This is a genomic window from Corynebacterium halotolerans YIM 70093 = DSM 44683, from assembly GCF_000341345.1.
GTDB classification, from domain to species: domain Bacteria; phylum Actinomycetota; class Actinomycetes; order Mycobacteriales; family Mycobacteriaceae; genus Corynebacterium; species Corynebacterium halotolerans.
The window spans coordinates 871,812-897,504 of sequence record NC_020302.1; the positions used below are offsets into that span (position 1 = coordinate 871,812).

22 protein-coding genes and 1 tRNA gene are annotated in these 25,693 nt (G+C 69.3%); 11 read left to right on the forward strand and 12 right to left on the reverse strand.

Annotation, left to right across the window (positions count from 1 at the left end; translation table 11 throughout):
- The first annotated feature begins 40 nt into the window (after positions 1–40).
- Positions 41–808, forward strand: coding sequence for a DUF3027 domain-containing protein (locus A605_RS04125; protein WP_015400245.1), 768 nt, complete (start codon positions 41–43; stop codon positions 806–808).
- Here A605_RS04125 and A605_RS04130 read toward each other — a convergent pair.
- Positions 805–1,509, reverse strand: a complete 705-nt coding sequence (locus A605_RS04130; RefSeq protein ID WP_015400246.1) for an aminotransferase class IV — start codon at positions 1,507–1,509, stop codon at positions 805–807. The two genes, A605_RS04125 and A605_RS04130, sit on opposite strands and share 4 nt — an antisense overlap.
- 153 nt (positions 1,510–1,662) lie before the next feature.
- On the opposite strand from A605_RS04130, the gene A605_RS04135 reads away from it, so the two are divergent.
- A complete protein-coding gene (locus A605_RS04135; RefSeq protein ID WP_015400247.1) occupies positions 1,663–3,147 on the forward strand; it encodes an NCS2 family permease in 1,485 nt (494 codons plus the stop codon).
- A 94-nt stretch (positions 3,148–3,241) separates the two neighbouring features.
- Positions 3,242–4,078 carry a TrmH family RNA methyltransferase gene (locus A605_RS04140; RefSeq protein WP_015400248.1) on the forward strand — a complete coding sequence of 279 codons (837 nt, stop codon included), beginning with the start codon at positions 3,242–3,244 and terminating at the stop codon, positions 4,076–4,078.
- Here A605_RS04140 and A605_RS04145 read toward each other — a convergent pair.
- The 3 genes from A605_RS04145 to serC form a co-directional block, all read right to left on the reverse strand.
- On the reverse strand, positions 4,075–4,947 hold the full coding sequence (locus tag A605_RS04145) for a DUF6928 family protein (RefSeq protein WP_015400249.1): 873 nt from the start codon (positions 4,945–4,947) through the stop codon (positions 4,075–4,077). The two genes, A605_RS04140 and A605_RS04145, sit on opposite strands and share 4 nt — an antisense overlap.
- A 12-nt stretch (positions 4,948–4,959) precedes the next feature.
- Positions 4,960–6,087, reverse strand: a complete 1,128-nt coding sequence (sepH, locus tag A605_RS04150; protein WP_015400250.1) for a septation protein SepH — start codon at positions 6,085–6,087, stop codon at positions 4,960–4,962.
- A 118-nt stretch (positions 6,088–6,205) separates the two neighbouring features.
- On the reverse strand, positions 6,206–7,351 hold the full coding sequence (gene serC / locus A605_RS04155) for a phosphoserine transaminase (RefSeq protein ID WP_034991104.1): 1,146 nt from the start codon (positions 7,349–7,351) through the stop codon (positions 6,206–6,208).
- A 514-nt stretch (positions 7,352–7,865) separates the two neighbouring features.
- On the opposite strand from serC, the gene A605_RS04160 reads away from it, so the two are divergent.
- The 6 genes from A605_RS04160 (at position 7,866) to A605_RS04185 (ending at position 14,037) form a co-directional block, all read left to right on the forward strand.
- A complete protein-coding gene (locus tag A605_RS04160; RefSeq protein ID WP_015400252.1) occupies positions 7,866–9,158 on the forward strand; it encodes a citrate synthase in 1,293 nt (430 codons plus the stop codon).
- 173 nt (positions 9,159–9,331) lie between these two features.
- A complete protein-coding gene (fkpA, locus tag A605_RS04165) occupies positions 9,332–9,691 on the forward strand; it encodes an FKBP-type peptidyl-prolyl cis-trans isomerase FkpA (protein WP_015400253.1) in 360 nt (119 codons plus the stop codon).
- Positions 9,692–9,819: 128 nt separating this feature from the next.
- Positions 9,820–10,683, forward strand: a complete 864-nt coding sequence (locus A605_RS04170; RefSeq protein ID WP_015400254.1) for an aldo/keto reductase — start codon at positions 9,820–9,822, stop codon at positions 10,681–10,683.
- Positions 10,684–11,178: 495 nt separating this feature from the next.
- Positions 11,179–11,457 (forward strand): DUF485 domain-containing protein, encoded by a 279-nt coding sequence (locus A605_RS04175; RefSeq protein ID WP_015400255.1) that lies wholly within the window; start codon positions 11,179–11,181, stop codon positions 11,455–11,457.
- A 3-nt stretch (positions 11,458–11,460) separates the two neighbouring features.
- On the forward strand, positions 11,461–13,104 hold the full coding sequence (locus A605_RS04180) for a solute symporter family protein (RefSeq protein ID WP_015400256.1): 1,644 nt from the start codon (positions 11,461–11,463) through the stop codon (positions 13,102–13,104).
- Between the two features lie 81 nt (positions 13,105–13,185).
- Positions 13,186–14,037 carry a hypothetical protein gene (locus tag A605_RS04185; RefSeq protein WP_015400257.1) on the forward strand — a complete coding sequence of 284 codons (852 nt, stop codon included), beginning with the start codon at positions 13,186–13,188 and terminating at the stop codon, positions 14,035–14,037.
- 16 nt (positions 14,038–14,053) lie between these two features.
- Here the strand turns inward: A605_RS04185 and A605_RS04190 are convergent, their stop codons facing one another.
- Positions 14,054–14,953: a DUF1906 domain-containing protein gene (locus tag A605_RS04190; protein ID WP_015400258.1), complete on the reverse strand. Its 900-nt coding sequence runs from the start codon at positions 14,951–14,953 to the stop codon at positions 14,054–14,056.
- 202 nt (positions 14,954–15,155) lie between these two features.
- Positions 15,156–15,231, reverse strand: a tRNA-Arg gene (locus A605_RS04195).
- Positions 15,232–15,349: 118 nt separating this feature from the next.
- On the opposite strand from A605_RS04195, the gene A605_RS04200 reads away from it, so the two are divergent.
- Positions 15,350–15,625, forward strand: coding sequence for a cg0963 family protein (locus A605_RS04200; protein WP_015400259.1), 276 nt, complete (start codon positions 15,350–15,352; stop codon positions 15,623–15,625).
- On the opposite strand, the gene A605_RS04205 is transcribed toward A605_RS04200, so the two are convergent.
- Genes A605_RS04205 through A605_RS04230 form a run of 6 tightly spaced genes read right to left on the reverse strand, consistent with a single transcriptional unit; the run spans position 15,622 to position 20,728 of the window.
- Positions 15,622–16,746: a PQQ-dependent sugar dehydrogenase gene (locus A605_RS04205; protein ID WP_015400260.1), complete on the reverse strand. Its 1,125-nt coding sequence runs from the start codon at positions 16,744–16,746 to the stop codon at positions 15,622–15,624. The two genes, A605_RS04200 and A605_RS04205, sit on opposite strands and share 4 nt — an antisense overlap.
- 20 nt (positions 16,747–16,766) lie before the next feature.
- Positions 16,767–17,054, reverse strand: a complete 288-nt coding sequence (locus A605_RS04210; protein WP_015400261.1) for a mycoredoxin — start codon at positions 17,052–17,054, stop codon at positions 16,767–16,769.
- Complete coding sequence (locus A605_RS04215; RefSeq protein ID WP_015400262.1) at positions 17,054–17,602, reverse strand: dihydrofolate reductase; 549 nt, start codon at positions 17,600–17,602, stop codon at positions 17,054–17,056. Before A605_RS04215 ends, A605_RS04210 begins: the two co-directional genes overlap by 1 nt.
- Positions 17,602–18,408, reverse strand: coding sequence for a thymidylate synthase (locus A605_RS04220; RefSeq protein WP_015400263.1), 807 nt, complete (start codon positions 18,406–18,408; stop codon positions 17,602–17,604). The genes A605_RS04215 and A605_RS04220 overlap by 1 nt, the downstream gene beginning before the upstream one ends.
- Before the next feature lie 27 nt (positions 18,409–18,435).
- Positions 18,436–19,923 (reverse strand): glutamate-cysteine ligase family protein, encoded by a 1,488-nt coding sequence (locus tag A605_RS04225; RefSeq protein WP_015400264.1) that lies wholly within the window; start codon positions 19,921–19,923, stop codon positions 18,436–18,438.
- A gap of 46 nt (positions 19,924–19,969) precedes the next feature.
- Positions 19,970–20,728 (reverse strand): 3'(2'),5'-bisphosphate nucleotidase CysQ, encoded by a 759-nt coding sequence (locus A605_RS04230; RefSeq protein WP_015400265.1) that lies wholly within the window; start codon positions 20,726–20,728, stop codon positions 19,970–19,972.
- Positions 20,729–20,762: 34 nt separating this feature from the next.
- Between A605_RS04230 and A605_RS04235 the strand changes: the two genes are divergently transcribed.
- Positions 20,763–25,562, forward strand: a complete 4,800-nt coding sequence (locus tag A605_RS04235) for an ATP-dependent helicase (protein ID WP_015400266.1) — start codon at positions 20,763–20,765, stop codon at positions 25,560–25,562.
- Positions 25,563–25,693 lie beyond the last annotated feature (131 nt).

Consider the following 25,693-nt stretch of genomic DNA (forward strand, 5'->3'; position numbering starts at 1 on the left):
ATCCTGCCGTACATGGCCCATAATGAGAGGGATGTCATCCATGAACCGCCGTAGAAAGGCCTCCCCCGAGAACGCGCGCCGGGCCCGGAACCGCAACCGGTCCGGGGGCCGCCACAGCAACCCGCTTCTCGACGCCCACGCCGTCGACGTCGCCCGGGCCGCGCTCGAGGAGCTCGACGAGGGCGGGGTCGGCGAGCACATCGGTGTCCAGGCGCTCGGCCACAATGTGGCCACCCACCGTTTCGCCGCCGACGTGCCCGGCTACAGCGGGTGGGAGTGGAACGCCGTGCTCGCGTGCGCCTCCGGTTCGCGCTACGTCACCGTCAATGAGGTCGCCCTGGTGCCCGCCCCCACGGGTGAAGCACTCCAGGCCCCCGCCTGGGTCCCCTGGGCCGACCGCATCCGCCCCGGTGACCTGGGCCCCGGCGATCTCATGCCCCCGGCCCCCGACGACGAGCGCCTGACCGACGACCCCCGCGACGCCGTGCCCACCGAGGGCCGCGAGACGAAGCGGATGCTCTCACGGCGCGGGCTGCAGGAGGCCCTGCAGCGCTGGCGCACCGGCGACTTCGGGCCGACGTCCGAGTTCGCGGAGAAGGCCACCCTGCACTGCGCCACCTGCGCCTTCTACCTGCCCGCGGGCGCACCGGTCGGGAAGAATTTCGGGGTGTGCGTCAACGAGTTCTCGGCCGACGGGCACGTCGTGCACGCCACCTACGGCTGCGGCGCCCACTCCGACACCCCGGCCGACCTGATCGTCGACGAAGACGGGCCCACCGCCTTCGACGATGAACGGCCGATCTTCTAGACCTCCTCGGCCAGCTCCCACATCCGCCCGTTGATCTCCCGGTGGGTCGGGGCACCCGCCCGCGGCCTCCCACCGGTCCGCGGCGGCAGCACCGAACCGTATTCCAACCAGCCGGTGACCAGGCGCACCCCCTCGGAGGAGTTGAGCGCCCAGGTCTCGGTGGTGCGCAGCATCGGCATACCCAGACCCTCCGGGTGCTCGACGACATCCACCCCGGATTCGGCGAGCAACGCCAGCGCGGCATCCAGGGTGACCGAATACGAGGTGCGCGGGTGGGCGCTGATGTGCGCGGTGCCCTCATCGAGACACAGCAGGGCGGACAGCACGCCGGAGACGACGGCGCCGCGCTCGTCGATGAGCAGTCCCTCGTCGGCCCCGCTCTGCCGCAGCCGTGCGAGCCGCTGGACCTGCCAGCCCAGGTCGGGTCCCTTGTCGGTGGGGCGGAGGCGCTCGTCGGGGATCCCCTCGGCGTCGACGATGATCTCGTCCTCGGGCCGGATCGTCGGGCGCGGGTCCAGGGAGACGGTCGCCCCGACCGCCTGAATCAGGGGCAGATAGAGCCCGGGGCCGAGGTCGCGCAGTTCACCGCGCAGCTGACCGATGCGGACGGGGGAGACGTTCCCGGCGTCGCGCAGCCGATCCAGGTGCTCGGTGAGATTGGCGACGCGGCCGTCGCGCATGAGGAAGGTCGAGGCATACATGTCCGGTCTCTCTTTGCTGTCCGCCTTAGAATCTACCGCTCCCGGGCGTCCCAGGCGGGCAATGGTCTAAATTTTGAGGAAAAGCCCGCGAGGTGAGACTCTAGGCGCTGTCAACAACTCAATCACCAGGATCGTGACAAGGGGAAACGCACAATGACCACCGGTGTGCAGAAACCGACGGAACCGGGGGGCCCGGGGCAGCGTGGCGCCCTCGACCGCTTCTTCCAGATCACCGAGCGCGGCTCCACCACGGGCACCGAGATCCGCGCCGGCGTCGTGACGTTTTTCGCGATGGCCTACATCATCATCCTCAACCCGCTGATCCTGGGCACCACCGAGGACGTCAACGGTGACACCCTGGGCATCCCCCAGGTCGCGGCCGTCACGGCCCTGGCCGCCGGCGTGATGACCATCGCCTTCGGCCTGATCGCCCGGTACCCCTTCGGCATCGCGGCGGGACTGGGTCTGAACACCCTGGTCGCGGTGACCCTGGTGGCGGGGGAGGGGCTGACCTGGCCGGAGGCGATGGGCCTGGTCGTGATCGACGGCATCATCATCGTGCTGCTGGCGGTCTCCGGCTTCCGCGTCGCGGTGTTCAACGCCATCCCGCAGTCCATGAAGGCCGCCATCAGCGTCGGCATCGGCATGTTCATCACCATCATCGGCCTGGTCGACGCCGGCTTCGTGCGCCGCATCCCCGACGCGGCCAACACCACTGTCCCGGTGACCCTGGGCATCGACGGATCGATCGCCTCCTGGCCCACCCTCGTGTTCGTCCTCGGGCTGATCATCTGCGGCATGCTCGTGGTCCGCAATGTCCGCGGCGGACTGTTCATCGGCATCCTCGCCACGACGATCATCGCCATCATCATCGAGACGCTGGCCGGCGCCGGCCCCGCCGTCGACGACGAGGGCAACGCCAACCCGCAGGGCTGGAACTTCGCGGTGCCCGGCCTGCCGGACTCCCTCGGCGGACTGCCGGACCTGTCGCTGGTCGGCGCGGTCGACCTGGTCGGCGCCTTCACCCGCGTCGGCGCAGTCGCCGCCTCGCTGATGGTCTTCACCCTGGTGCTGGCCAATTTCTTCGACGCCATGGGCACCATGACCGCCCTGGGTAAGCAGGGCAACCTGACCGACGAGAACGGCAACCTGCCGGACATGAAACGGGCCCTGGTCGTCGAGGGAACCGGCGCCATCGTCGGCGGCGCCGCCTCCGCGTCCTCCCAGACGGTCTTCGCGGACTCGGCCGCGGGCGTCGCCGACGGTGCCCGCACCGGCCTGGCGAACGTCACCACCGGTGTGCTGTTCCTGCTGGCCATGTTCCTGACCCCGCTCTACGAGATCGTGCCCATCGAGGCGGCCTCCCCCGTGCTCGTGATCGTCGGCGTGATGATGATGAGCGGCGTCCGGGAGATCGACTGGACCAAGTTCCACATCGCCATGCCGGCCTTCCTGACCATCGTGATCATGCCGTTCACCTACTCGATCGTCAACGGCATCGGGGTCGGCTTCATCACCTTCGCGATCATGGCGGTCGCCGCAGGCAAGGGGCGCCAGGTCCACTGGATCATGTGGCTGATCTCCGCGCTGTTCGTCCTCTACTTCGGCATCGACCCGATCATGGCGGCGATCGGCTAGCAGCCTGCCGTCCTCCCGGCCCCGGCCCCGCGCTCCCGCAGCGCAGGGCCGGGTTCTTTTTCCCGCCTCCCGCCGCCGGACTACGCTGAACACCATGCCGCGCACCCGCATTGCCGACCCCGCCGACCCCCGGCTCGACGACGTCCGCGACCTCAACCACTCCGACACCCGCCCCGACCTGCCGGGCGGCAAGGGGCTGGTGATCGCCGAAGGCCCCCTGGTGGTCTCCCGGCTGCTCGAGTCACGCTTCCCGGTGCGCCGCCTGGTGGGCTTCCCCGGCAAGCTCGACGCCTTCCTCGACGAGCACGACGTCCCCGCGGACCTGCCCGTCCACGAGGTCTCCCGCGAGACCCTCGCCGAGGTCGCCGGCTTCGACCTGCACCGCGGCCTGCTCGCCGCCGCCGACCGGGCACCGGAACCGGCCCTCGACGACATCCTGGCCGCCTCCCGCACGGTCGTCGTACTGGAGGGCGTGGGCGACCACGAGAACATCGGCTCCATGTTCCGCAACGCCGCCGGCATGGGGGTCGACGCCGTCCTGTTCGGCAACGGCTGCGCCGACCCGCTCTACCGCCGCTCCGTGCGCGTGTCCATGGGGCATGTCCTGCGCACCCCCTTCGCGCATCTGGGGGGTACCTTCACCACCTGGCAGCGTTCGCTGAGCCAGCTGTCCGACCACGGCTTCCGGCTGGTCTCGCTGACCCCGGACGCGGCGGCCGAACACCTCGCCGACGCGCTCGTCGACGACCGGGACCGCCCCTGGGGGAAGGTCGCGCTGCTGGTCGGCGCGGAGGGCCCGGGCCTGACCGAGCACGCCATGCGGGCCACGCACGTGCGCGCCCGCATCCCCATGGCCCCGGGCACCGATTCCCTGAATCTGGCCACCAGCGCCGCGATCGCCTTCTACGAGCGGCAGCGTTCCCTGCGTTAGGGGCGGTCGGAGTGGCGCAGCTTCTCGTCGAGGTACTCCCGCGCCGACTTCAGCCGCCGCACCAGGCCGCGGCCGGCGCGCCGGGCGGCCTGCGTCGAGGCGTCGGCCAGGCGCGCGAGTTCGGCGCTGCGCGGTGAGGGCCCCTCCTCGGAGTGGTCCTCGTAGTCGTCGTAGTCCCCGCGTCCGGCACCCAGCCCCAGCTTCGCGGCCGCCGCGCTGGCCAGCTCACCGACGTCGCGGTGGCGGGCGTGCGGGGGTTCGCCCACCTTCGGCTCGGGGCGGCCGTCGACGGCGTAGGCGACGATGTTGATGTCCGGGCCTTCGGGGGAGATGTCCACCCCGAGCCACGCCCGCTGCGCCTCCGCGACGAGGTCGACGGGCTCGAAGGGCAGGGAGATGCCACCCATCCGGTCGGCGCGTTCACCGGCCCAGTAGGGGCTCTCGAAGGGGTGCGGCAGTCCGCTGTCCTCGAAGAGCTCGTGGCGCAGGGCGCACAGGGAGCGCTTGAGCTCCCCGCCGTGCCAGTGCGCGAATCCGCCGTAGCCGGTGCCTTCGTTGACGGCGAAGGCGTAGACGTCGGCGGCCGGCAGGGAACCCAACAGCCGCGGGTCCAGCTCCGACAGCCGTGGGGTGTCTTCGAGGACGGTCTGCACGACCGTCACCCCGGGGAAACCGGCGATGTAGAACTCGCCGGTGGAGGCCTGCGCGGAACGGTTGAGCGGGAACTGCCCGATCGGGGTGATCGGCCACGCCGGGTTGAGCTGGGCCAGGTACTTGCGGCCGAAGCCGCGGTCCGCCCTCGGCTCCGCCGCCAGAACGCGGGCCGGATCAGCGGTGGTGACGAACCACAGGGTGACGACTGCGTCCACGGGTCGTCCTCCCTAGTTCCGCGGGCGCTTGGTGTTGGTGCGCACCCCCAGCAGGACGTCCTCCCAGTGCGGGGTCACCGCCTTGCGGCGCCGCTTCGCGGGGGACTTCTGCGGCTGCTCCTCGACGTCCCCGCCCTCGGTGCGGTCCGTGGATTTCGGCGCGGGGGCCTCCCCGCCGTCGTCGGCCGTGGGGCCGGTGTCCTCCGCCGGGGTGGCACGGTCGTCGCGGTCGGGGGCGTCGTCACGCGGATGGGTGGGGTGGACCTCGTCGTCCTCATGCTCCTCGTAGTCCTCGTAGTCCTCGTCGAGGTCCTCGGCGTAGCGGGCACCCCGCCCCACGGAGGTCAGCGTGCGCACCGGCTGGATGAAGTCCGGGTCGGTCAGGTCGGCGGCGACGGCGTTGCGGGCCTCCGCGGTCGGCGAGGAGGTCGAGTGGTGGTAGGTCCACTCGGCGGAGTTCTCCGACAGGCCGGCGGTCCAGGACACCCGGACCACCCACTGGCTGCCGGGCTCCTTGTAGGCGTCCCATTCGGCGTCGGCGAGGTTGTGGCCGCGGGCGGCGAAGGCGGTGGCGAGCATCTCCCACAGGGTCAGCTTCGCGGGGCCGTCCTCGCGGACGGGGTGGGCCTGCCGTGCCAGCTGGGCGATGCGCTCGCGCTCGAGCAGCACCGGGTGGGCGAACGCGTCCACCCTCGACTCCATGACCCCCATCTTCTCGGCGAGCTCCTCCACCGAGGCGCCGCCCCGGATCCGCTCCTGGATCTCACGGGGACGCAGCGACAGGGGAGCAGTCAGCCGGGGATCAGGGGTGGGCAGGCCACGCTCGACCAGGCCGGCGGAAGGGGTGCCCCCGGTGGGCGCTGCGGGAGCCGCGGGAGCTGCCGACGGCTCGGCGTCTGAGGCGTCCGGGGTGACCTCGGCGGACGTGGCGGGCTCGGTGGGTTCGGGAACTGGCTCGGTCTCCCGGGGCCCGGGCCGACCGGTGGACTGCTGCGGCTCGTCGCGGGGCACCGGGGAGGTGCCGGTCAGCGCCTCACGCAGGGTGTCGTCGACGGCGACGAAGAACTGCTCGCCGTCCTCGGCGCGCAGCACCAGGGAGGTCTCCGTCGATTCACTGTTGACGAGGAACAGCTCACGCATGCGTTCTCCTTCGGGCCTGCGGGATGGTCCAGTCCAGCCTAACGCAGACATGCGCCGAACCGGGGGAGGTTCGGCGCATGGTCATGCGGTGTGAGCCGTAGTGAGCAGCGGTTTAGTGTTACTGCTCGGCCTTGGCGGCGCCCGAGTCGAGCACGTGGTCGATCGCCTTGGTGAGGGTCTCGACGTCAACGGGGTCGATCGCCGGGAACATGCCGATGCGCAGCTGGTTCCGGCCCAGCTTGCGGTAGGGCTCGACGTCCAGGATTCCGTTGGAGCGCAGAATCTTGGCCAGCTTGGCGGCGTCGACGCTCTCGTCGAAGTCAATGGTGCCCACGACCAGCGAGCGCTTGGCGGCGTCGGTGACGAACGGGGTCGTCTCCGGGCGTGCCTCGGCCCAGTTGTACAGGGTGGAGGAGGAGGCGGTGGTGCGGGAGACCATGCCGTCCAGGCCGCCGTTCTCGTTCATCCACTTGACCTGGGCGTCCAGCATGAGCAGGGTGCCCACGGCCGGGGTGTTGTAGGTCTGGTTCTTACGGGAGTTGTCGACGGCCGTCTGCAGGTCCAGGAAGGCCGGGATGAAGCGGCCGGACTCCTTGATCCTGGCGATGCGTTCGATGGCGGCCGGGGACATGGCGGCCAGCCAGATGCCGCCGTCGGAGGCGAAGCACTTCTGCGGGGAGAAGTAGTAGACGTCGGACTCGGCGATGTCGACGGGCAGGCCGCCGGCGCCGGAGGTGGCGTCGATGACGACCAGCGAGCCGTCGGAACCCTCCGGGCGGGTCACGGGGACCATCGCGCCGGTGGAGGTCTCATTGTGGGCCCAGCCGATGACGTCGGCGCCCTCGATGGCCTGCGGGGCCGGGGCGTCGCCGGTCGGGGACTCGATGACGGTGGGCTCCTCCAGCCAGGGGGCCAGCTTGGAGGCCTTGGCGAACTTGGAGGAGAACTCGCCGTAGGACAGGTGGCCGGACTTCTTCTCGATCAGGCCGAAGGTGGCGGCGTCCCAGAAGGCGGTGGCACCACCGAGGGAGAGGATGATCTCGTAGCCCTCGGGCAGGGAGAACAGCTCGGCCAGTCCCTCCCGGACGGAGCCGACGACATTCTTCACCGCCGGCTGACGGTGGGACGTGCCGATGACGTCCCGGGAGCCGTCGACGATCGCCTGAATCTGCTCGGGGCGGACCTTGGAGGGGCCGCAGCCGAACCGGCCGTCGGCCGGAATCAGATCAGCGGGGAGGGTGGGGAACTGGTCAGCTGCACTCATCAGCGGCATGCCCTTTCAGGTGGAGTGAGGTCAGAACGCCCCTCACTCTAGTCCCATGGGGGGTGGGGAAGAGAAGAAACGGGGGGAGGGGGGAGCGCGCTGCTTGCGGTGACATTCGAGGTAACGCCGGCGAATTAACTGGGGGTGACCAGTGGGAGGAAAACTTGTTGTCCCCATCACAGCATTTGCTAAACTGTGTCGTGGTCCACCAGGGCCGCGGCGGGCGATTTTCTGTGCGAGCAGCGCAAAAGTCCTGTGGTGGCACGCGGACGTCCCGGCAGGGGCCCGGAATAACTGCACAGTGAACGGCGGAACCGAAAATCCCCGCCCGCCGTCCGGTGGGCGGGGGACATCGTACTTCCGTCAACCCCATAGTGATAGCGTCACCTAAACTGAACCTTGGCTCACCCGTCATGGGAACTGGTGTGGGGCGTCACTTCCTCCATGTGGTCCCCATCGGCGGATGACCCCCGATGCGGGGCAAGGTCGACAACGAAGTTTCGAAAGGTAAATAGTGGCTACTGACAACAAGGACAAGGCCGTACTCCACTACCCCGGTGGCGAGTACGAGATGGACATGATGCACGCCACCGAGGGCAACGACGGTGTTGTCCTCGGCAAGATGCTGGCCGAGACGGGCCTGGTCACCTTCGACCCGGGCTACGTCTCCACCGGCTCCACCGAGTCGAAGATCACCTACATCGACGGTGACAACGGCGTCCTGCGCCACCGCGGCTACGACATCGCCGACCTGGCCGAGAACGCCACCTTCAACGAGGTCGCCTACCTGCTGATCAAGGGCGAGCTGCCGACCCTGGACCAGCTGCACTCGTTCAACGACGACATCCGCCACCACACCCTGCTGGACGAGGACTTCAAGTCCCTGTTCGCGGCCTTCCCGCGCACCGCCCACCCGATGGCCGTGCTGGCGTCCTCGGTGAACGCCCTGTCCACCTTCTACCAGGACGAGCTGGATCCGTTGAACGAGGATCACATGGACTCGGCCACCGTACGCCTGATGGCCAAGGTACCCATGCTGGCCGCGTACGCCTACCGCGCCTCCAGGGGCGAGCCGTTCATGTACCCGGACAACTCACTGAACGCCCGCGAGAACTTCCTGCGCATGATGTTCGGCTTCCCGACCGAGCAGTACGAGGTTGATCCGGTCCTGGTCAAGGCCCTCGACAAGCTGCTCATCCTGCACGCCGACCACGAGCAGAACTGCTCCACCTCCACCGTGCGCATGATCGGTTCCGCCCAGGGCAACATGTTCGCCTCGGTCGCCGGCGGCATCAACGCCCTGTCCGGCCCGCTGCACGGCGGCGCCAACCAGGCCGTTCTCGAGATGCTCGAGGAGATCCACCAGAACGGTGGTGACGCCACCGACTTCATGAACCGCGTGAAGAACAAGGAGAACGGCGTCCGCCTCATGGGCTTCGGGCACCGCGTCTACAAGAACTACGACCCGCGCGCGGCGATCGTCAAGGAGACCGCGCACGAGATTCTCGAGCACCTCGGTGGCGACCACCTGCTGGACCTGGCCCTCAAGCTCGAGGAGATCGCCCTCAGCGACGACTACTTCATCCAGCGCAAGCTGTACCCGAACGTCGACTTCTACACCGGCCTGATCTACCGCGCCATGGGCTTCCCGACGGACTTCTTCACCGTCCTGTTCGCCATCGGCCGTCTGCCGGGCTGGATCGCGCACTACCGCGAGCAGCTCACGATTAACACCAAGATCAACCGCCCGCGCCAGATCTACACCGGTGAGACCCTCCGCACGGTCACCCCGCGTGAGCAGCGCTAAGCGTTGATTTCGGCGCCCCACCGGGCCGCGACACGTCCGGTGGACGGCGAACCCGAACGGCCGGATGCGTCGTGACCCCTTTATACTGGGGCGCGACGCGTCCGGCCGTTTTTTCATGGTCGAACCCGACATCAGAAGTTTCACCGAAGAATCATCCAAGGAGAACATCCCTCATGGAAAAGCCGCAGATCGAAGCCCAGACCGGCCCCGCGCCGCAGGAGCTGGTCTCCGTCGACCTGGTCGTGGGTGAGGGCGACGAGGCGCAGCCGGGTGGCCTCGTCGAGGTCCACTACGTCGGCGTCGACTACGAGTCGGGCCAGGAGTTCGACTCCTCCTGGGACCGTGGCCAGTCCATCGAGTTCCCGCTCACCGGACTCATCGCCGGCTGGCAGGAGGGCATTCCGGGCATGCGCGTGGGTGGTCGCCGTCAGCTGACCATCCCGCCGGAGAAGGCCTACGGCCCGGCCGGCGGCGGGCACCCGCTGTCCGGCCGCACGCTGGTCTTCATCATCGACCTCATCAGCGTCGGCTGAGTCGGCTCCCCCGACACACGACGGCCCCGCCACCACTCCGGTGACGGGGCCGTCGCCGCTTTTCCGGGCCGGGGTACCACGGGGGATAACCCGGCACGCGGAGGGCCCGGGGCGGGCACAATGGAACCATGAACATTTCTGCCGTCCCCACCGTGACCCTCAATGACGGAACCGAGATGCCCCAGATCGGCCTGGGCACCTGGAAGCTGCATGACGACGAAGCCGTGCGCGTCGTGCGCGAGGCCATCGCCGCGGGCTACCGGCACATCGACACCGCCGCCCTCTACGGCAACGAGGAGGCGGTCGGCCGCGGCATCCGCGACGCCATCGCGGCCGGTGACGTCACCCGGGACGAGCTTTTCGTCACCACGAAGCTGTTGAACGAGGATCAGGGGTCCCAGCGCGCCCAGGAGGCCTTCCGTGAGTCCCTGGGACGGTTGGGGCTCGAATACATCGACCTGTACATGGTGCACTGGCCCTGGCCCCAGCGTGGGCTGTACGTGGAGAGCTTCGAGGCGATCGCGAAGCTCCAGGGGCTCGGTGTCGTGCAGTCCGTGGGGGTGGCCAACTTCTACGAGGAGGTGCTGCGCGAACTCATCGAGCGCACCGGGGTGTTTCCCGCTGTCAACCAGGTCGAGCTGCATCCCGGCTTCTCCCAGGCCGGGCTGCGCGCCCTCCATGAGGAGCTGGGCATCGTCACCGAGGCCTGGGCCCCGCTGGGCCGCGGCATCGTGCTGATGAACCCGGTCCTGGACGATATCGCGATCCGGGTGGGTAGGACCCCGGCGCAGGTCGCGCTGCGTTGGCTGCTGCAGCTCGGCTGCTCGGCGGTGCCGAAGACCGCTCATGCGGGGCGACTGGCGGCCAACCTGGATCTGGCGTCCTTCAAGCTCACCCGCGACCAGATGGACGCGATCACCGCGCTCGACGACGCCGCGGGCTTCGGCCGCATCTTCGCCGACCCGCGGGAGTACCCGGGTGAGGTGGGGTGACGGTATGGGGCCGGCCGGGGTGGGGCGGTTTCGGCGGGGGCGGTCGTCCGTTGTGTACCGGGTCGGGCGGGACATTCTTCAATCGGAGTGAAGAAATCGCCCATAACCTTAGCCAGCTCTGCAAAGTTCCTTGCACTTGCAACAGCGAAGTTTGCAATCTTGGCAGAATCGGGAAAGTTCCCGAACGGGGGTGGCTGGCCATCTGGCGAAAGTCCAGTTAATCGGGGTTTGCGGGGGTGATATTCGGAAATTCTCAGGGAGTTTCGAGCTTTAGCTTCGACCTTGCAATGTGAGGCAGGTAACTTAAGTTAGCAGCACAAAGTGTGATCGTCCGCACAAGATGTCAGGAACTGTGTTCTGAATCCTGTCGTGGAGGTCGCCAGCTGATCGATTCCCCGGATATTCCGGGGACCGAGAGAAAGAGAGAAGAAAGTGAGCTCGACTCCAACGGTCCGCAGGGAACGGCGGCAGCCCACCTCGCAAGAATTCCAGGACATGCAGGCCAGCCCCCAGTTCGGGAAGCTGCGCAAGACCTACCGGTCCTTCACCTTCCCTATGTCGGTGGCGTTCTTCATCTGGTACATCGCCTACGTTCTCACCGCCACGTACTTCCCTGAGCAGATGGGACAGCCCTTCCTGGGGCTGAACGTCGGTCTCTGGCTGGGGCTGGCCCAGTTCCTGACGACCTTTCTCATCACCTATATCTATGTGGTTTACGCCAACAAGAACATTGAGCCGCAGGCGGCCGAGATCCGCGAAGAGATGGAGGGCTAGACAATGAACACCACCCACCTGGCCCAGGAGGCCAGCACCGGTAACCCGATTCTCAACATCGCCGTCTTCGTCGTCTTCATCGTCGTCACCATGACCGTGGTCATGCGGGCCGGCAAGACGACGAAGGAGGCCTCCGACTTCTACACCGGTGGCGCGACCTTCACCGGCACCCAGAACGGCCTCGCCATTGCGGGTGACTACCTCTCCGCGGCGTCCTTCCTCGGTATCGTCGGCGCGATCGCGCTGAACGGTTACGACGGCTTCCTCTACTCCATCGGCTTCTTCGTCGCCTGGCTAGTGGCCCTGCTGCTCGTCGCCGAGCCGCTGCGTAACGTCGGTCGCTTCACCATGGCGGACGTGCTGTCCTTCCGCCTGCGCCAGAAGCCGGTCCGCATGGCCGCCGCCTTCGGCACCCTGTTCGTGACGCTGTTCTACCTCATCGCCCAGATGGCCGGTGCCGGTTCCCTGGTCTCCGTCCTCCTGGACCTGCACGGCTTCGCCCAGCAGGCCACCGTCATCGCGGTCGTCGGCGTCATCATGATCGCCTACGTCCTCATCGGCGGCATGAAGGGCACGACCTACGTCCAGATGATCAAGGCGGTCCTCCTCGTCGCTGGTGTCGGCGTCATGACGGTCCTGTGCTTCGTCGCCATCCGCGGCGGCATGGGCACCCTCCTGCAGGAGGCGGTCAACACGCACGCCGCCTCCGACGCCATCCAGGCGGCCGGCTACGAGCCCGAGGCCATCCTCCAGCCGGGCCTGAAGTACGGAAATACCGCGATGCAGCAGCTCGACTTCGTCTCCCTGGGCCTGTCCCTGGTGCTCGGTACCGCCGGTCTGCCGCACGTGCTGATGCGCTTCTACACGGTCCCGACCGCCCGCGAGGCACGCAAGTCCGTCACCTGGGCCATCGTTCTCATCGGCTCCTTCTACCTGATGACCCTGGTCCTCGGCTACGCCGCCGGCGCCCTCGTCGGTCCGGACCGTATCCTCAGTGCCCCCGGTGGTGCGAACGCCGCGGCCCCGCTGCTCGCCCTCGAACTCGGTGGCAGCATCTTCATGGCGCTGATCTCCGCGGTCGCCTTCGCCACGGTCCTCGCGGTCGTCGCCGGCCTCGCCATCACGGCCTCCGCCTCCGTTGGCCGTGACATCTACGACGCCGTACTCCGCGACGGCAAGTCGTCCGAGGAGGAGCAGGTCCGCGTCTCCCGTATCACGGTCGTCGTCATCGGCATCGCGTCCATCATCCTGGGCATCCTGGCCATGGAGCAGAACGTCGCCTTCCTGGTGTCCCTGGCTTTCGCCATCGCCGCCTCCGCGAATCTGCCGACCATCCTGTTCTCCCTCTACTGGAAGAAGTTCAACACCACCGGCGCCGTGGCCTCCATGTACACCGGCCTCACCGCCGCCCTGGTCCTCATCTTCTTCTCCCCGGCGGTCTCCGGTGCCGAGACCGCCATGGTTCCGGGCGCCGACTGGTCCTTCTTCCCGCTGACCAGCCCGGGCCTGGTGTCCATCCCGCTCGCCTTCCTGGCCGGCATCATCGGCACCTACCTCGGTAAGCCGGACAACCTGGACCACCTCGCCGCCGAGATGGAGGTCCGCTCCCTCACCGGTGTCGGTGTCGAGGCCCCGGTCGACCACTAGACCGACAGGGTTTCCCACCCCGACCGACCAATGTGCCGCCCTCGCGCAGACCGCGCGAGGGCGGCAGTATGATGTGCAAACGTGTCATCAAGCTCCGCCCGGGGTCGTGGAAACCGCCGCCGAGGTTTTCCCGCACTCACGATTGTCCTCGTCGCCGTCCTGGTCCTCGCCCTGGCCGCCATTCCCCTCGTCTTCCTGCAGGGCTACTCCCGCGGCGTCGAGACGGGGGGCCGGGCCACCGGACAGGCCGCCTCCCGGGACAGCGCCCTGCCGACCCTGCCCGGGGGAGCGCGCGTCGGTTCGGGTCAGGACTTGGGCACCTTCGTCGAGAATTCCACCGGCTCCCAGGTCAGTTTCCACCGGCTGTCCGACGGTCACCGCACCGGCACCGCCACCGAGCGCTTCGCCCGCCCGGCGCTCAGCCTGGTCAAGCTCTACATCGCCGACCATGTTCTCGAGCACGGCACGTTGGCGGAGCAGTACGCGGCGATCGCGATGATCAGCTCCTCCGACGATGGCACGGCCTCGGAGCTGTATGAGAAGTACCCTGATTCCATCGGGGAGACCGCACGCAAGTACGGGCTGATGTCCACGCGCGGGGACGAGCGGTGGGGCTACTCCGTGACGTCGACCTACGACGTGGTGAGCTTCGTCTCCCAGCTCATGGAGGAGGACCCGACCTCGCCGATCCTCGTCGCCATGGCTCAGGCCAGCCCCGTGGCCGCGGACGGGTACGGCCAGGACTTCGGCACCTCGGTGCTGCCCGGGGTGATCGGCACCAAGTGGGGCTGGTCGGATGGCCGGGAGCTGCACTCCTCGGTTTCCTTCGGGGAGGACTTCGTCGTCGCCGCCGCCGTCACCGGCTCGGCGGACGATCTGACCGCCCTCGTCGAGGAGCAGCTCACCGACGAGGTGGCCGCCGCCAGCCGGTAGGGGAGGGCAGCGGAGGTCAGCCGCGGAGGAACTGGTTGACCACGGCCTCGATCTGCGGGCCGGAGATCGAGGAACCGCCGGGAACGCCCGGTACGTTGAGGTTGATGTCGGGGATGGACGACGGGGCCGGAATGCCGGACAGCGGGTTCGGGGCGTCCTGGCCGGGGGTCCACTGGCCCCAGTCATGGGCGTAGACGTTATTGATGTCGACCGTGATCCCGTCGATCATCCGCTGCTGGGCGATCGGCAGCTGGTGAATGGTGGTGCGCGGGTGGATGCGGCCGCCGGAGCCCCAGTCGTGCATCCAGAAGAACTCGCCGATGCCGTCGTTGATGGCCCAGTCAATGACGTGGTAGTTGCCGTACACGCCCGTCTGATAACCAGCCAGGCTCAGCGCCGCCTGGAAGGCCTGCAGGTACGGGCGGATCAGGCCGGTGTACTGGGCCCAGGTGGGGTTGTCGTCGATGGCGACGTAGATCGGGCGGCCGGTGGGTCCGCCGGCCGCCTTGTGCAGCGCGATGGCCTGCGGCGCGTGCTCGGCGGCACCGAGGGCGCCCCGCTTCCAGTCGGCGGTCTCGGCGCGGCCGAACTGGTAGACGGACGCGGTCTGCAGCCCGTGGGCGGCCATCGCCTGGGTCTCACCCAGGGTCACCGGCTTGCCCAGCATCCACTCCGCGCCGGGGCGGCGCTGGGAGACATACCGGACGGCGCCCAGGTGGCCTGCGTTCCTGACGGCGGCGGCACCGGGGACGCCGGCCGAGTAGTCGATGACGGTGCCGAGAACGGGGCCGAGGGCGTGGGCGGCCGGGGCGTTCCGGGTTGCGGCGGCACCGATGCCACCGGCGGCCACGGCGACGGCGGCGGCGCGGAGCAGGGACCGGCGGCTGAGAGAGCGGGTGGGGTGGTCAGAGGACATGCGGAACTCCCGGGCGTGATGGGGGCGACTGTTGCGGACCACAGTGGCCACAGCAGGAACGTGGATAACAAAGGTCACGGTAGCAATCAGCCTTGCCCGTCGCCAGAGTTGGCCGGGATTTGCGGTGGAAACCTCACCCACCCCGGCATACGTAAGGCCCCGCCTCGAGGGAGTCCATCCGTCGAGGCGGGGCCTGTGGTCGTGGTGCCCCAGAGAGGAATCGAACCTCCGACACCGGCTTTAGGAGAGCCGTGCTCTATCCACTGAGCTACTAGGGCAGGCGCTGTGCGGCTAGTTGTCTAGGGTACCCGACGAGAGGGAAGTCTCGGAAACCGGGAGCATGCGCACTAGTCTGAGGAGGAACGCTCTTTTCCTTCCCCAGAAAGGACCACCACCGTGGCCCATCACCAGCAGACCTTCACCGACGTGCAGCGCCGTGAGATCACCGCTGAGATCGTGACCAGGGACGGCGTCCCGGTGCTGTCTGTGGAGAAGACGGTGCCGGGCGGCTCCTCGAAGCGACTGCTCCTGCTCAACAAGGTCGACGCCAAGCAACTCGCCGGCCTCCTCGACGTCTACCTCAATCAGGTCTACTCGATGGAGCTCGCCGGCCTCAACGCCAGCCTGGGACCGGAGGACATGCTCGCCCTCTTCGGCGAGGACGACGACTAGCTCACCGGCACGACCAGCAGCCGGTCATCGCCCTCGCGGGGGTTGCCCCGGCCGTCGGTGTTGTTGGTCAGCACCAGCAGATCCCCCTCGGGGGAGACGGCGACGTCGCGCAGGCGCCCCAGCTCCCCGCCGAAGAACTGCTGCTGCCGTGCCGGATCGTTGGTGTCCACGGCGCGCAGCACGTTGCCACGCAGGTTGGCGCTCATCACCGTGTCACCGGTGACGGCGATACCGCTCGGGCTGGCGTCGGCGGTGTTCCACCAGGCGACGGGATCGATGTGCCCTTCCCCGCCCCCGGGGCCCTCGGCGGCGGGCCAGCCGTAGTTGCCGCCCGGGGTGATGATGTTGAGTTCATCCCAGGTGCTCGCCCCGAACTCGGAGGCGTAGAAGGTGCCGTCCGCGCCCCAGGCCAGACCCTGCACGTTGCGGTGGCCGAGACTGTAGACGGGGGAGCCCGGGAAGGGGTTGTCTTCCGGCACCGAACCGTCCGGGGTCACCCGCAGAATCTTGCCGGCCAGCGACTCCGGGTCCTGCGCCAGCGCGGGTTCGGAGGAGTCGCCGGTGGAGATGTAGAGCATCCCGTCGGGGCCGAAGGCCAGGCGCCCGCCGTTGTGGGTGGTGGCCGAGGGAATGCCCGCCAGGATCTCCTCCTCCGCGCCGAGCACGGGGCCCTCCGGGGAGTCCTCGAGCAGGTGCCGGGTCACCCGGTTGCCGTCCGGGCCAGTGGCGTAAGAGTAGAGGAAACCATCCGCGACGGCCAGGCCGAGCAGCCCGCCCTCGCCGCGGGCCACGACGTCGTCAAGCGTGCCGACGACGCGGGTGCCGCCGTCGGGAAGCACCTGCAGGATGCGTGCGGTGTCGCGTTCGCTGAGCAGGATTTCGCCGGCGTCGGTCAGCGCGATCGACCAGGGGGCCTGCAGCCCCGTGGCCAGATCCCGCGGCTCGCCCAGGCGAAGCAGCGTCTCCTCCGATGACGAGGAGCCCGATGAACTGGACGAACCCGTGGAAGCCGTGGAGGACACGGCCGTGGCGGAGTTGCCGGGCTCGGCGGCGCAGGCGACCGCGAGCGGCCCGGCCACCAGGAGAGGGAGAAGGGCACGGAAGACGCGGGGTCGGCTCATGCCCCCGACAATAGCCGGTTTCAGGCCGTGAGTTCCTCGAGCTTGCGGCGCACGGCGGAGGCCTCCGGGTTGGTGGCGTGGGAGCCGTCGGAGTAACGGACGGTGGGCACGACCCGGTTGCCGTCGTTGACGGACTCGACCCAGGCGGCGGCCTCGTCGTCGGCCTCCACGTCGATGAGCGTGTAGGGGGTCTCCGTGCGGTCCAGGCGCTTGCGGAGGTTCTTGCAGAAGGGGCACCAGTCGGTGACGTAGATGGTCACGTGCTGCTGCTCGGTGGTGTTCCCGGTGTTCTCAGTGTTCTCGGCCATTATGCGGCCTCCTTTCTCTCGTACCGCAGAAAGCGGTATTTCAACGGTAGTTCGCTGCCGGTGTTCTCCCCGACGGCGAGCCGACCCCGCTCGGAGGTCAACCAGTCGGTGTCGGAGACCATTCCGAACTCGGCGGGGATCTCCGGGGCGTGGACGGCCCGGTCGCCGAGCGCCTCGCCCAGCTGGACGCCCACGAGGGTGATCTCCAGGACGTCGACCTCGTCGATGGTGGCGGCGTAGACCTGCCCGCCACCCATGATCCACACCTCGGGGGAGTCGGGCAGGAGGGTGGGATCGGGTAGGTCGCCGACCACCCGCGCCCCCTCGGACCAGTCGCCGGCCTCCCGGGTGGTCAGCACGTAGTTGATCCGCCCGGGCAGCGGCCGGAACCGCTCCGGCAGGCTCGTCCAGGTGCGCCGCCCCATGATCACGGGGTGGCCGGTGGTGATCTCGCGGAAGTGGGCCAGGTCCTCGGGGAGGTGCCAGGGCATCCCGGATCCGTCGCCGATGATGCCGTCGAGCGACTGGGCCCAGATGGCGCCGAGCATCAGACCGCGACCTTGCCCTTGATCAGCGGGTGCGGGTCGTAGCCCACCACTGAGATGTCGTCGAAGGTGTAGTCGAAGATGCTGTCCGCCCTGCGCAGCTCGAGCTGCGGGTAGGGGCGCGGTTCGCGGGTGAGCTGCTCGGCCACCTGCTCGCGGTGGTTGTCGTAGATGTGGCAGTCGCCGCCGGTCCAGATGAACTCCCCGACGTCGAGCCCGGCCTGCTGGGCGAACATGTGCGTCAGCAGGGCGTAGGAGGCGATGTTGAAGGGCACGCCGAGGAACATGTCCGCGCTGCGCTGGTAGAGCTGGCAGGACAGCTTGCCGTCGGCCACGTACAGCTGGAACAGCAGGTGGCACGGCGGCAGGGCCATGTTCTCCAGCTCGGAGACGTTCCAGGCGGAGACGATGTTGCGGCGCGAGTCCGGGTTGTTCTTCAGCGTCTCCAGCGCCTGCGCGATCTGGTCGATGTGACGGCCGTCGGGGGTGGGCCAGCTTCGCCACTGCACGCCGTAGACCGGGCCGAGCTCGCCGTCGGAGTCGGCCCACTCGTTCCAGATGCGGATGTTGTTGTCCTGCAGCCACCGCACGTTGGAGTCGCCGCGCAGGAACCACAGCAGCTCGCCGACCACCGAGTGGAAGTGCACCTTCTTGGTGGTCAGCAGGGGGAAGGAGTCGGCGAGGTTGTAGCGCAGCTGGGCACCGAACACACTGGTGGTGCCGGTGCCGGTGCGGTCGCCCTTCTCCGCGCCCTCATCGACGATGCGGCGCAGCAGGTCCTCGTAGGGGGTGGGGATGGAGGCTGTCATGCCCCCGACTGTACCGCCCGATGCCGGTTATGCCCCGATCTCCCAGGTGTGCACCGGTTCGCCGGTGGCCTGGTGCTTCAGGTACAGCTGCAGCGTCTCCGCCAGGGCGGCGCGTCGTTCGGGGGAGTCGGGGACCGTGGCACGGGGATCGAGGGCCTTGAGGGTGCGCAGCTGCCAGGTGGCCCCGTTCCGACGGGTCCGGGCACGCTCACCGATGATGCCGAGGTAGCGGTCGATCAGCTCCTCGTCGACCTCCAGCGACCGCAGGCCGGCGCGCGCCTGGTCGAGCAGGTGTCCACCGATGAGCTCGGCGACGTCGAGCCGGCCGAGCGTGGGCCAGGTCAGGCGGGAGAACAGCCCCGAGCGGGCGCCGGCGAGGAAGTTCTGCTCGGCCTCGGGGAAGGTCAGCCGCGACCACACCGGTCGGGTCTCCTCCGCGAGGTACTTGACCAGTCCGTAGTAGAAGGCTGCGTCGGCGACCATGTCGACGACGGTCGGCCCGGCCGGCAGCAGGCGGTTCTCCACCCGCAGGTGCGCCAGATCCTCACTGGGGGCGTAGATGGGGCGGTTCCAGCGCCATACCGTGCCGTTGTGGAGGTTGAGGTAGTGCAGGGCCGGGGAACTGCCCTGCATCATCGGGGTGCCGGAGGCCTCCCGGGGTTCCGGGATCAGCGGGGAGAAGTAACGGACGTTCTCCTCGAAGAGATCGAACACGCTGGTGATCCAGCGTTCGCCGAACCAGACCCGGGGACGCACCCCCTGGGCCACCAGTTCCCGGGTGCGGGTGTCGATCGACTGGGTGAAGACCGGGATGCGGCTCTCGTGCCACAGCTTCCGGCCCAGGAAGAGCGGGGAGTTCGCGCTCAGCGCCAGCTGGACCCCGGCGATGGCCTGGGAGGCGTTCCAGGCGTCGGCGAAGCGGTGCGGGGCCAGCTGCAGGTGCAGCTGCATGGAGGTGCACGTCGACAACGGCGCGATGTCGGCGAAATCGTGGAGGCAGTGTTCCTTACCGGAGAGGTCGATGCGCACGAGCTCGCCCCGGCTCTGCATGACGGAGTTGTTCAGCGCCCGGTAGCGGTTCTCCGGGGTCATCCACTCCGGGTCCCCGAGGAATTCCGTGGTGACGGTCGGCAGGGTACCGACCATGGCGACATTTGCGCCGGTCGCGGCGGCGGCCTTGTGCACCTCGTCGAGGCGGGCGGTGATCCCGTCCTGCAGGATCTGCAGCCCGTCACCGGCCACGCTCAGGGGCGGGTGGTTGAGCTCGACGTTGTAGCTGCCGACCTCCGACTGGTATTCGTCCCCGAGGTTGGCCAGGACCTCCCGGTTGAGCCGGAGTGGCTGCATGTCCGCGTCGACGAGATTGAGCTCCAGTTCCAGGCCGATCGTGCCCCGGTCGACGAACTCGGCCTTCTGGAGGTGGTGGTCAAAGAGTTCCAGGTCCGCCCCGAGCCGTTCGCGGTACTTCGTCCGCTGCTGGGGGGTGTAGTGCTGTGAGGATACGGCGTCGCCCATGCCCCCAAGATAGCCACATTTCGGGCGCGGGCGGCGGCGGGCGAGGTCAGTAGCGGCCGTGGGCCTCGAGATACCCGGCGGCCAGGGCCAGGATGTCATCGGCCACCTCGGGGCGGCAGATGAGCAGGTCCGGCAGGTAGGTGTCGCGGTTGTTGTAGCTCAGCTCGGTGCCGTCGAGGCGGGAGCAGTGCAGCCCGGCCGCCCGGGCCACGCCCACCGGGGCGGCCGAGTCCCACTCGTACTGGCCGCCGGCGTGGACGTAGGCGTCGTAGTCGCCCAGCAGCACGTGCATGGCCTTGGCGCCGGCGGAGCCGAGGGGGACGGTCTCGAAGCCCAGCTTCCCGGCGATGTGATCGGCCACCTGCGGCGGGCGGTTGTGGGAGATGGTGATCTTCCGGGCGAACGGGCCGGAGACGGCGCGCGCCTCGTCGGAGTGGAAGACCACGCCCAGATCCGGCAGGGCGACGGCCGCGTGCGTGGGCTGGCCGTCCTCCACCAGCGCGATGTGCACGGCCCAGTCCTGGCGGCCGGTGGCGAACTCCTTGGTGCCGTCGAGCGGGTCGATGATCCAGACCCGGTCCTTGCTCAGCCGCTTCGGGTTGTCGGCGGCCTCCTCGGAGAGGAAACCGTCCTCGGGGCGGTGCTGCTCGAGAACGCGCGCGATCCAGTTCTGGGCGAGGTCGTCACCGGCGTCCCCGAGGTTGCGTCCGCGCAGCAGTCCGACGGTCCGCACGCCCTTGAGGATATCGCCGGTGCCCTGCGCCAACAGGGAGGTCAGGCGGGCGTCGTCAATCTGGGCAGTCATGTCACCGACTGTACCGCCCCGGTTAGAGTTGGGCATGGCCAAAAACATCCTCGAGCGCTTCCGTCCGCAGGTGGCCACCTGGTTCGAGGAGGTGTTCGCCGCCCCCACCGCCGTGCAGGACCGCGCGTGGCAGGCGATCTCCGGCGGCGGCAACGCTCTCGTCGTCGCGCCCACCGGCTCGGGCAAGACCCTCGCCGCGTTCCTGTGGGCCCTGAACTCCCTGGTGGAACGGGAGGGGCAGACCGCCCTACCGGTGGGCGGGGACACCGGAGCCGGTGGCCACGGCGGGGTGAAGGTGCTCTACATCTCCCCGCTCAAGGCACTCGGCGTCGACGTCGAGAACAACCTGCGCGCCCCGCTGACCGGCATCGCGCGCGTGGCCGACCGGCTGGGACTCGACCAGCCGGACGTCTCCGTGGCGGTGCGCTCCGGTGACACCCCGCAGGCCGAGCGCAACCGGCAGGTCCGCCGGCCCCCGGACATCCTCATCACCACGCCCGAGTCCGCCTACCTCATGCTGACCTCGAAGGCCGGCGCCATCCTGAAGGGCGTCGACACCGTCATCATCGACGAGATCCACGCGCTGGCCGGCACCAAACGCGGCGTGCACCTGGCCCTGACCCTCGAGAGACTGGAGCGCCTGGCGAACCGACAGGTCCAGCGCATCGGCCTGTCCGCGACGGTCCGCCCGCTCGACACCGTGGCCAACTTCCTCGGCGGCGACCGGCCGGTGGAGATCATCGCCCCGGCCTCGGAGAAGAAGTGGGAACTCAACGTCCACGTCCCGGTCGAGGACATGTCGGATCTGCCCGTGCCCGAGGAGGGATCCACCATCGGCGAGGCCGTCATCGACGACCCCCTCGGCCTCACGACCCCGCTCGACGACGCACCCCCGCAGGAGTCGGCTCTGCCGGCGCAGAAGTCCATCTGGCCGTTCATCGAGTCCGAGGTCTACGCCGAGGTGATGGGGGCGCGTTCCACGCTGGTCTTCGTCAACTCCCGCCGCACCGCCGAGCGTCTGACCAGCCGACTCAACGAGCTCTACGCCCTCGAACACGACCCCGACTCACTCTCGCCCACGCTGCGTCGCGACCCCGCACAGCTGATGAAGCAGGTGGATGTCGCCGGCAAGGCGCCCGCGGTCATCGCCCGCGCCCACCACGGCTCGGTGTCCAGGGACGAGCGCGCCATGACCGAGCAGCTGCTCAAGGAGGGCGCGCTCAAGGCCGTGGTGGCCACCTCCTCGCTGGAGCTGGGCATCGACATGGGGGCGGTCGACCTGGTCATCCAGGTCGAGTCGCCGCCCTCGGTGGCCTCCGGCCTGCAGCGGGTGGGTCGCGCCGGGCATTCCGTCGGTGCGGTGTCGGCCGGGTCGATGTACCCGAAGCACCGCACCGACCTCGTCCAGTCCGCCGTCACCGTCGAACGGATGCGGGCGGGACTGATCGAGGAGCTCAAGGTGCCGTCCAATCCACTGGACGTGCTCGTCCAGCAGACCATCGCGGCGGTCGCGGTGGAGGACCTCGACGTCGACGAGTGGTACGCGGCCGTCCGCCGCGCCTGGCCCTACCGAGATCTGGCCCGCGACGTCTACGACTCCGTCATCGACCTGGCCTCCGGGGTCTACCCGTCCACGGATTTCGCCGAGCTGCGTCCCCGGGTGGTCTTCGACCGCGTCACCGGGGTCATGTCCGCCCGGCCCGGCGCGCAGCGCGTGGCGGTCACCTCCGGGGGCACCATCCCGGACCGCGGCATGTTCGGGGTGTTCCTCCTCGGCGGGGAGGGCACCCCGCGCCGGGTGGGCGAGCTGGACGAGGAGATGGTCTACGAGTCCCGCGTGGGCGATGTGTTCACCCTGGGTGCCACGAGCTGGCGGATCGAGGACATCACCCGCGATCAGGTGCTGGTGACGCCGGCGCCGGGGCACACCGGCCGCCTGCCGTTCTGGACCGGCGATCAGGCGGGCCGACCCTTCGAGCTGGGTCAGGCACTGGGGGCCTTCCGCCGGGAGGTCCACGGTGATCCGGACCGTGCCGGAGGGCTGGGTCTGGACGGCAATGCGCGACACAACCTGGTGGCCTATCTTGCCGAGCAGGCGGAGGCGACCGGCATCGTGCCGGACGAGCGGACCCTGGTGCTCGAGCGCTTCCGGGACGAGCTCGGCGACTGGCGCGTGGTGCTGCACACGCCCTTCGGCCGGGGCGTCAACGCGGCCTGGGCGCTGGCCGTCGGCGCGCGGGTGGCGGAAACCACGGGCATGGACGCGCAGGCGGTCGCAGGTGACGACGGCATCGTCCTGCGCCTGCCGGAGGGGGAGCAGGAACCCGACGCCTCCCTGTTCCTCTTCGACGCCGACGACATCGCCGACCTGGTCACCGAGCAGGTGGGCAATTCCGCGCTGTTCGCCTCCCGCTTCCGGGAGTGCGCCGCCCGTGCCCTGCTGCTGCCGCGGCGCAACCCGGGCAAGCGCGCGCCCCTGTGGCAGCAGCGCCAGCGGGCCGCCCAGCTGCTGGACGTGGCGCGCAGGTACCCGAGTTTCCCGATCATCCTGGAGACCGTCCGCGAGTGCCTCCAGGACGTCTACGATCTTCCGGCCCTGACGGGGGTGTGCCGCGATCTGGGGCACCGCCGCATCCGTATCGCGGAGGTCACCACGGAACAGCCCTCCCCGTTCGCCTCGACGCTGTTGTTCAACTACACCGGCGCCTTCATGTACGAGGGTGATTCTCCGCTGGCGGAGAAACGCGCCGCGGCACTGGCCCTGGATCCGTCGCTGCTGGCGAAGCTGCTGGGCACCGTTGAATTGCGCGAGCTGCTGGACCCGGAGATCATCGCGGAGGTCCACACCCAGCTGCAGCGCACCGCCGAGGGCCGCCGGGCCCGGACCTCCGAGGAGCTGGCGGATGTGTTGCGCATCCTCGGCCCGGTGCCCGTCGAGGAGCTTCCCCTGCACTGCGAGTTCGACGATCCGCGGGCCGTCGCGCGCGCGAACCTCGCCGGCCGCGTGATGGAGGTGCGCATCGGCGGGCGGGAGCACCTGGCCCAGGTGTCCGATGCGCCCCTGCTGCGCGACGGCCTCGGCGTGCCGGTCCCGCCCGGCGTGCCCGCCCAGGTGGACACGGTCGTCGACGCCCTCGACCAGCTCACCGGCCGCTGGACGCGCACCCGTGGCCCCTTCACCGTCCGGGAGCTGGCGCACGCCTTCGGGCTCGGGGTCGGTGCCGCGCACACGGCGCTGCGATCGCTTCTCGACGCCGGGCAGGTCGTCGAGGGCCGTTACCGGCAGGGCGTGGAGGAGCAGGAGTACTGCGCCGCCGAGGTGCTCAGGATCATCCGCTCCCGTTCGCTGGCCGCCGCCCGCGCGCAGACCCGGCCGGTCACCCAGTCCGCCTTCGCGCGCTTCCTGGTCGACTGGCAGCAGGTCGCGCCCGTCGGCCAGCGGCCGGTGCTGCGGGGCGCCGACGGCGTGTTCACCGTCCTGGAGCAGCTGGCCGGGGTGCGCCTGCCGGCGAGCGCCTGGGAGTCACTGATTCTGCCCGCCCGGGTCGGCGACTACACCCCACTGATGCTCGATGAGCTGACCTCCTCGGGTGAGGTGCTCATCGTCGGCGCGGGCACGGCCGGGACCCGGGATCCGTGGCTGATGCTGCTGCCGGCCGACTACGCCGCCCAGCTGGCCCCGCCGGTCGAACCGGAAGGGATGACCGGCGTGCAGGAGTCCGTGCTGGGAATTCTGCGCCGCGGGGGTGGTTTCCTCTTCTCCGACCTGCTCGCCGAGGTCACCGGCGAGGACCTCGGGCTGATCGACGGCCAGGTCACGCCTGAGCAGCTGCGCGAGGCGCTGTGGGGGCTGGTGGAGGCCGGGTTGGTCAGCCCCGACGGTTTCGCGCCCGTCCGGGCCCGGCTGGCGGGAGGCGCCACCGCCCACCGCACCAAGCGCCGCCCGGCGCGCTCGCGGCTGCGCATGGGGCGCACGAGCTTCGCGCAGGAGACGCGGGCGTCGAGAGGCACCACCCCGCCCGACATGGGCGGACGCTGGGCGCTGAGCGTCCCGGCGGCCACGGATGCGACGACCCGCTCGCTGGCCCACGGTGAGGCGTGGCTGGACCGCTACGGCGTGGTCACCCGCGGTTCGGTCGTGGCCGAGGACGTACTCGGCGGGTTCGCGCTGGCCTACAAGGTGCTCTCCGGATTCGAGGAGTCCGGCAAGGCGATGCGCGGCTACCTCGTCGAGGGGCTCGGCGCGGCGCAGTTCTCGACGCCCGCGGTCATCGACCGGCTGCGCGGACTCAATGACACCCCGGATGTGCAGGGCTGGCCCTCGGGGGCGGCCGAACCGGCCGGGCACGTGCTCGCCGCCGCGGACCCGGCCAACCCCTACGGCGCGGCGCTGCCGTGGCCGGACAAGGGGCCCACCCGGGGTGCCGGCGCGCTCGTCGTCCTGGTCGACGGCCTGCTGCTCGCGCACGTCACCCGGGGCGGACGCACCTGCACGCTGTTCCTGGACTCCCTGCCCGCCGGACTCGAGGCCGGGGACGGGGAACTGGTGGGGCTGGTCGTCCACGCGCTGTCCGACGCCGTGGAGCGCGGGCTGATGACCCCGCTGACCGTGGAGAAGCTCAACGGTGCGCCCGTCTTCGAGTCCCCGCTGCTGCCGCTGCTGCGGGAGGCCGGGGCCGGTGTCACGCCGAAGGGGGTGCGCATCGGCGGTCGCACGGCCGCCCCACGCTCGCCCACGCGCGGACGCAGCGTGACGGAGGCGATCGAGGACCTGAGTTTCGATGACCCGCCGCGGGACAGCCCGCCGCGGTTCGCCCCGCGCCGCCGCCGGTGAGCTGAACTGGGCGGATCGGGGAAGGTGATCTGCGGCACCCCCGAAGTGAGGGTAACTGCCCACTGGAGTGGGAGACCTCGGAAAGAAATTTGACGGAGAAAATCTAGTATCTGGAGCGGGGGTTGCAGAGG